The sequence below is a fragment of the Escherichia sp. Lx600-2 genome (assembly GCF_036662595.1).
Lineage (GTDB): Bacteria > Pseudomonadota > Gammaproteobacteria > Enterobacterales > Enterobacteriaceae > Escherichia > Escherichia coli.
This window is the reverse complement of sequence record NZ_JAYQWM010000130.1, coordinates 1-7,267: the sequence shown is the minus strand read 5'-3', so window position 1 is coordinate 7,267 and position 7,267 is coordinate 1. Positions and strand designations below refer to the sequence as shown.

Annotated in this window: 7 protein-coding genes and 1 pseudogene; 6 read left to right on the top strand and 2 right to left on the bottom strand. The window is 48.5% G+C overall.

Translation table 11 applies throughout. From position 1 onward, the window contains the following. Positions 1–432: pseudogene (locus tag OQV04_RS22690) on the bottom strand (pentapeptide repeat-containing protein); the annotation flags it as partial. Positions 433–1,055: 623 nt separating this feature from the next. Here OQV04_RS22690 and OQV04_RS22685 point away from each other — a divergent pair. The 6 genes from OQV04_RS22685 to artJ all read left to right on the top strand — a co-directional run bounded on the left by OQV04_RS22685 (position 1,056) and on the right by artJ (position 5,717). After that, complete coding sequence (locus OQV04_RS22685; protein WP_001270657.1) at positions 1,056–1,571, top strand: lipoprotein; 516 nt, start codon at positions 1,056–1,058, stop codon at positions 1,569–1,571. Positions 1,572–1,788: 217 nt separating this feature from the next. Next, entirely contained in the window at positions 1,789–2,517 is a 729-nt protein-coding gene (gene artP / locus OQV04_RS22680) for an arginine ABC transporter ATP-binding protein ArtP (RefSeq protein WP_000027205.1), read from the top strand. 17 nt (positions 2,518–2,534) lie between these two features. Beyond that, positions 2,535–3,266: an arginine ABC transporter substrate-binding protein ArtI gene (gene artI, locus OQV04_RS22675; RefSeq protein ID WP_000756569.1), complete on the top strand. Its 732-nt coding sequence runs from the start codon at positions 2,535–2,537 to the stop codon at positions 3,264–3,266. A 6-nt stretch (positions 3,267–3,272) separates the two neighbouring features. Beyond that, entirely contained in the window at positions 3,273–3,989 is a 717-nt protein-coding gene (gene artQ, locus OQV04_RS22670; RefSeq protein ID WP_032280614.1) for an arginine ABC transporter permease ArtQ, read from the top strand. Next, positions 3,989–4,657 carry an arginine ABC transporter permease ArtM gene (artM, locus tag OQV04_RS22665; protein ID WP_000464491.1) on the top strand — a complete coding sequence of 223 codons (669 nt, stop codon included), beginning with the start codon at positions 3,989–3,991 and terminating at the stop codon, positions 4,655–4,657. Before artQ ends, artM begins: the two co-directional genes overlap by 1 nt. Before the next feature lie 328 nt (positions 4,658–4,985). After that, positions 4,986–5,717 carry an arginine ABC transporter substrate-binding protein ArtJ gene (gene artJ, locus OQV04_RS22660; protein WP_032280612.1) on the top strand — a complete coding sequence of 244 codons (732 nt, stop codon included), beginning with the start codon at positions 4,986–4,988 and terminating at the stop codon, positions 5,715–5,717. 50 nt (positions 5,718–5,767) lie between these two features. Here the strand turns inward: artJ and OQV04_RS22655 are convergent, their stop codons facing one another. Then, on the bottom strand, positions 5,768–7,198 hold the full coding sequence (locus OQV04_RS22655; protein WP_274446750.1) for a sulfatase: 1,431 nt from the start codon (positions 7,196–7,198) through the stop codon (positions 5,768–5,770). Positions 7,199–7,267: the final 69 nt, after the last annotated feature.

The window sequence follows — 7,267 nt, the reverse complement described above, 5'->3', positions numbered from 1 at the left end:
TGGGAAAAGAAACTTTTGTCTTTCAAGTTTTCCATTCGATATGTTACGTATTCCAATAGAGATTCTTTCATTACCCGTTTTTATTTCAACTTCGTTATCTTCTGATTTACCCAGATATTTTTTAACATCAGTCTCGAAAGCATTACTAAAAAATGTATTAAATTGATAATCCGCTGTTGGAATATTTTCCGCGAGCAACACATCATTTTTTATGAGATCACTGTCAGCATTTATTGCTAATATCAGATGCAAGTAGATGGTATCCCATGTAGACAACTCACCCTTACGACTGGAATTTAATATCGCGAAAAATTCCCTCAGTGAATCGAGGAAATTATCACTTTGATTCAATTGTGTGTATGGAAATGATGACGCTTGATCAGATATATTGTTTATCATATTAAAAATCACCCAAGAAAAACGATAATCCACCGAACTCCTCGCGCTTTATTATTGTAAAAGCACAACACCTTTTATACTCATATTAATTAACGAAACACTGAAACAACTTGATTTATTCTTCGCTCAAATTCACTTGTTCAAAAAGATTATATTTTATACCCACAACTGTAACATAAATAATATTATCAAAAGTCAAAGCTGGGACTATCAAATTTCGCTCATTTTCAAAAATACAACGTAATTTTGGCAATCATCTTAATAGCAGGATCTCTTATCGCATGTGAAAAATTTGTAATGATTAGACAATAACCGCGTTCATTTATCACGCGTTATAAATGTGAAACTGGCTTCTTGCAGATGCTCTTAACCTCTACAGGAGGATTTATACCACCATTTCAGAACTATCATATTTACCTTAAATGATCATTTCAGCCATATAACACGCTCAACCTCACAAATGGTTTACACTGTCTATTGTTTGGGTAATTTAAGTAAGTCAGCTACGAGCAACCTTGAGTGGGTAGCCAGCAATGGACTCAAACCCAATCAGGTGTTCAGATTGTTTCAGAATTGTATTAAAAACAATGTATTAAATAATCTGATAGCGTTTGGTCGTAGTGTGACGCAGACAGCAAGCTAATAAGGAAATGATTATGCGCTACCGTTCACTATCTCTACTTATTCCATGTGCACTGCTGCTGAGTGCCTGTACCACCGTCACGCCAGCTTATAAAGATAACGGTCCCCGCACCGGTTCCTGTGTCCAGGGGGGGCCTGACAGCGTAGCCCAACAATTCTATGACTACCGCATTCAACATCGCAGCAATGACATTACCGCCCTGCGCCCCTATTTGAGTGACAAACTGGCAACCCTACTTAGCGATGCCAGCCGCGATAATAGTCATCGTGAATTGTTAAGCAGCGATCCGTTCTCCAGTCGAACCACCTTGCCAGACAGCGCCCACGTTGCCAGTGCATCGACTATCCCTAATCGTGATGCCCGTAACATTCCATTGCGCGTGGATCTCAAGCAGGGTGACCAGGGCTGGCAGGATGAAGTGTTAATGATTCAGGAAGGCCAGTGTTGGGTGATCGACGATGTGCGCTACTTAGGCGGTAGCGTTCATGCCACGGCGGGTACGCTCCGTCAGTCCATCGAGAATCGCTAACGCCTTGATCAACCAATAAACCCCGTAAATTGTCCGGCATTTCGTGAGGAATGCCGACATTTATGCTCGCCGACCACCGCCCCCGTTATTTTGTGCTATGTTTATTGAATAATGCGCTTTGCTTTTAACTTTTAAAGCAGAAATATTGCATAATTATTCTGTCAAAGGTACTATCTTCGACCTCAATAGCTATCAGACTGCCAGTATACGAGTGTCAATGAGTATTCAATTAAACGGCATTAATTGCTTCTACGGCGCGCATCAGGCGCTGTTCGATATCACGCTGGATTGCCCACAGGGCGAAACGCTGGTGTTACTTGGCCCCAGCGGCGCGGGTAAAAGCTCGCTGCTGCGTGTACTCAATCTGCTTGAGATGCCGCGCTCCGGTACGCTCAACATTGCAGGCAACCATTTCGATTTCACCAAAACACCCTCAGACAAAGCGATTCGCGATTTGCGTCGTAACGTTGGCATGGTGTTTCAGCAATACAACCTGTGGCCGCATCTGACCGTGCAGCAAAACCTGATTGAAGCGCCCTGCCGTGTACTGGGGTTGAGTAAAGATCAGGCGCTGGCCCGTGCAGAAAAACTGCTGGAACGTCTGCGTCTCAAACCTTATAGCGATCGTTACCCGCTGCATCTTTCTGGTGGTCAGCAGCAGCGTGTTGCTATTGCCCGTGCGTTAATGATGGAACCGCAGGTACTGCTGTTTGATGAACCGACCGCCGCACTGGACCCGGAAATTACGGCACAAATCGTCAGCATCATTCGTGAGCTGGCAGAAACGAATATTACCCAGGTGATCGTCACCCACGAAGTTGAAGTGGCGCGTAAAACCGCCAGCCGAGTGGTGTATATGGAAAATGGTCATATCGTAGAACAAGGCGACGCGAGCTGCTTTACCGAGCCGCAAACCGAAGCATTTAAAAACTATCTCTCTCACTAAGATTCGGGATAACAACAATGAAAAAAGTTCTGATTGCCGCGTTAATTGCAGGTTTTAGTCTTTCCGCCACAGCTGCCGAAACCATTCGTTTTGCTACCGAAGCCTCCTATCCTCCGTTTGAATCGATTGATGCAAACAACCAGATCGTTGGTTTTGACGTCGACCTGGCACAGGCACTGTGTAAAGAGATTGATGCAACCTGTACTTTCTCTAACCAGGCGTTTGACAGCCTGATCCCAAGCCTGAAATTCCGTCGCGTAGAAGCGGTGATGGCCGGGATGGATATCACCCCAGAACGTGAAAAGCAGGTGCTGTTTACCACCCCGTACTATGACAACTCTGCCCTGTTTGTGGGTCAGCAAGGCAAATACACCAGTGTTGATCAGCTGAAAGGCAAAAAAGTCGGCGTACAGAACGGGACGACACACCAGAAATTCATTATGGATAAGCACCCGGAAATCACTACCGTTCCGTATGACAGCTACCAGAACGCAAAACTGGATCTGCAAAACGGGCGTATCGACGGCGTCTTCGGTGACACCGCAGTGGTCACTGAGTGGCTGAAAGATAACCCGAAACTGGCGGCGGTGGGCGACAAAGTGACCGATAAAGATTACTTCGGCACTGGCCTCGGCATCGCGGTACGTCAGGGCAACACTGAACTGCAGCAGAAACTCAACACTGCGCTGGAAAAAGTGAAGAAAGATGGCACTTACGAAACCATCTACAACAAATGGTTCCAGAAGTAATTCCTGATGAATGAATTTTTTCCTTTAGCAAGCGCCGCCGGGATGACCGTCGGCCTTGCCGTTTGTGCATTGATTGTCGGACTGGCGCTGGCGATGTTCTTTGCGGTGTGGGAGTCGGCAAAATGGCGTCCTGTCGCGTGGTCAGGTTCAGCGCTGGTAACCATTCTGCGTGGCCTGCCAGAAATTCTGGTGGTGCTGTTTATCTATTTTGGCTCCTCACAGCTGCTGCTGACGCTTTCGGATGGCTTCACTATCAATCTTGGGTTCGTGCAGATCCCGGTGCAGGTGGATATTGAAAACTTCGACGTGAGTCCGTTCCTTTGCGGTGTCATCGCTCTGTCGCTGCTTTATGCCGCCTATGCCTCTCAAACGCTGCGCGGCGCGCTGAAAGCGGTGCCGATGGGTCAGTGGGAATCCGGCCAGGCGCTGGGGCTGTCGAAATCGGCTATCTTTTTCCGTCTGGTGATGCCGCAGATGTGGCGTCATGCGTTGCCTGGCCTCGGTAACCAGTGGCTGGTGCTGCTGAAAGATACCGCGCTGGTCAGTTTGATTAGTGTGAATGATTTAATGTTACAAACCAAAAGCATCGCTACCCGTACCCAGGAACCATTTACCTGGTACATTGTGGCGGCGGCGATTTACCTGGTGATCACCCTGTTGAGTCAGTACATTCTCAAACGCATTGACCTGCGCGCGACACGTTTTGAGCGGAGGCCCAGCTAATGTTTGAGTATTTACCCGAACTGATGAAAGGGCTGCACACCAGCCTGACGCTGACGGTTGCCTCGCTGATTGTGGCGCTGATTCTGGCGTTGATTTTTACCATCATCCTGACGCTGAAAACGCCGGTGCTGGTGTGGCTGGTGCGGGGTTATATCACACTGTTTACCGGTACGCCGCTGCTGGTGCAGATCTTCCTGATTTATTACGGGCCGGGCCAGTTTCCGACGTTGCAGGAGTATCCGGCACTGTGGCATTTGTTGTCAGAACCGTGGTTATGTGCGCTGATTGCGTTATCGCTGAACAGTGCGGCGTATACCACGCAGCTGTTTTACGGTGCAATTCGTGCGATCCCAGAAGGTCAGTGGCAGTCCTGTAGCGCCCTGGGAATGAGCAAAAAAGATACGCTGGCGATCCTGCTGCCGTATGCCTTTAAACGCTCGCTCTCTTCTTATTCCAACGAAGTGGTGCTGGTGTTCAAAAGTACCTCTCTGGCTTACACCATTACGCTGATGGAAGTGATGGGATACAGCCAGTTGTTGTACGGACGCACCTACGATGTAATGGTGTTCGGTGCGGCAGGGATTATTTACCTGGTCGTCAACGGCCTGCTGACGCTGATGATGCGTCTGATCGAGCGCAAAGCACTGGCATTTGAACGGCGGAATTAATGTAGCTGCGTGCTGATGCCGGATGCGGCGTAAACGCCTTATCCGGCCTACATTAGCTGGATGATTTGTAGGTCTGATAAGACGCGCCAGCGTCGCATCAGACATCAGCACGGTGCCTGTGCCGGATGCGGCGTGGACGCCTTATCCGGCCTACATAGTGCATAAATTCTTATAATAAAGACGGACAACTCACTAAGTTGTCCGTCTTTTTTTATTTCATGCAAATTATTTAATCATATTTATTGCATATAAATTCACTTGATGGCATTGTTATCCCATGCCGCAGACACGGCCAAAAATCATAAGATTGACAGACGGGAGTTCCATCATGAAAAAGTTAGTTCTTGCCGCATTACTTGCTTCCTTTACTTTCGGTGCTTCTGCCGCAGAGAAAATCAATTTTGGCGTTTCAGCCACCTATCCACCCTTTGAATCTATAGGTGCTAATAATGAGATTGTCGGCTTTGATATCGACCTGGCAAAAGCCTTGTGCAAACAAATGCAGGCAGAATGTACTTTTACTAATCACGCTTTCGACAGCCTGATCCCGTCACTGAAATTCAGGAAATATGACGCCGTAATCTCCGGTATGGATATCACACCAGATCGTAGCAAGCAGGTATCGTTCACCACGCCCTATTACGAAAACTCAGCCGTCGTGATTGCCAAAAAAGATACCTACAAAACGTTTGCCGACCTGAAAGGCAAACGCATTGGGATGGAAAACGGTACTACGCACCAGAAATATATTCAGGATCAGCACCCGGAAGTGAAAACGGTCTCCTATGACAGTTATCAAAATGCCTTTATCGATCTGAAAAATGGCCGTATTGATGGCGTATTTGGTGACACTGCGGTGGTTAATGAATGGCTGAAAACCAATCCGCAACTGGGCGTTGCTACTGAAAAAGTGACCGATCCGCAATACTTTGGCACCGGTCTGGGTATCGCTGTACGTCCGGATAACAAAGCTCTGCTGGAAAAACTGAATAACGCGCTGGCAGCAATTAAAGCTGACGGTACATATCAACAAATCAGCGATCAGTGGTTCCCGCAATAATTATTCATTTGCCGGAGTGGGCGAACACCCACTCCGGCAAAATCACTTCTCTACGCTAATCCCAGGCGCTGAAACTGCTCTGGCGGCGCATCATTATCTTTCATCAACTGAATCAGCAACGCGATCATCCGGGACTCGATCACATCATCATGAATCGGATGTAGCTGCTGCGGATCGTTTTGCAGCTCAAACAGCAAATGACCAAACTGATTCAACCCCTTATATTTTTCCTGTGCCGGGATGCGTAATACCTGTAACCCTTTGGTAAAACGAAACGGTGGGGCCAGCGATAAAGCCCGCATCTCATCCACCGGATAGCGGCTGTTCATTTTGCAGGACATCAACGTATAGTTGGCAATATCATCCTCACGCCCCGGCAGCGCTGCACGCATATAGACAAAACGCCCATCAGTTACGTTAACATGACCACTGAAGACACCAAACATCGCCGAGCTGCGTACTGGTTCATCGTGACTGACCGTTTTCGCCAGCGGTTGCCCCTGCACATCGGGCGGCACTGGCTGTTGAAAAAAGTCATACAACGTTGGCGCCCAGTCGATCATTTGTACCAGTGCCTGTCGCCGCTCTCCTTTTACACCACTGCGCGGGTCCCAGATAAACAACGGATTATTGGCAACTTCGTTGTAATAAGGCATCTGGTTTTTCGCCCACCAGCCATGCTCACCGAGTAAAAAGCCGTGGTCAGTGCCGACAATCAGCATGGTATCTCGCCACAGATCGTGCTCATCCATCAGGTCGAGAATGCGCCCCAGGTTGCGATCGCACATCGACACCAGCGAACGATACCGGCAACGGATGTGCTCCACGGCCTCGTCGCTTTCCTGCACCCGGCCACGCGGCCAGTCATAATGCGGTCCATCCCAGTTATCTTCATACAAGGAAAGATACTCTTCCGTTGTGTGAAACGGCTCGTGCGGATCAAACGTTTCGACCTGCAATAACCAGTTATCTTCCGCGTGATTTTTGTGGATAAAGGCACAGCCTGCATCAAACACTTTAGTTTGTGGAAAATCCGCTTCCTGCTGAATATATTCCCGGTTTGCCCAGTCATGGCGCCACAGACCAGAAACACCGCCACCGGTCTGCTTTTGCGGCACCCGTAGCACCTCGGGAATAGGCGGTTGCGCAACGCTTGCATGCCAGTGATCGCCTTTCTGTCCGCGCACAATCTCCCACGAACTGTAGCGATTATGATAATTCCCGCCGCCATCTTCCCAGTAATGCAAATGATCGCTTATCAGGTGGGTATAGATCCCCGCCTTTTTAAGCAGCTCCGGCATGGAATCGTCAAACGGTTCTAACGGCCCCCACTCCCGATGCAGGAAGTTACATCGCCCGGTATGCAACTCCCGCCGGGCAGGCATACACGGCATACTGCCGACGTAACTGTTTTCAAAGGTGGCGGCATGAGCCGCCAGACGTTGGAAATTAGGCGCTTTGGTTAACGCATCGCCGGTGATGCTGCCAACTTACTGATTTAGTGTATGATGGTGTTTTTGAGGTGCTCCAGTGGCTTCTGTTTCTATCAG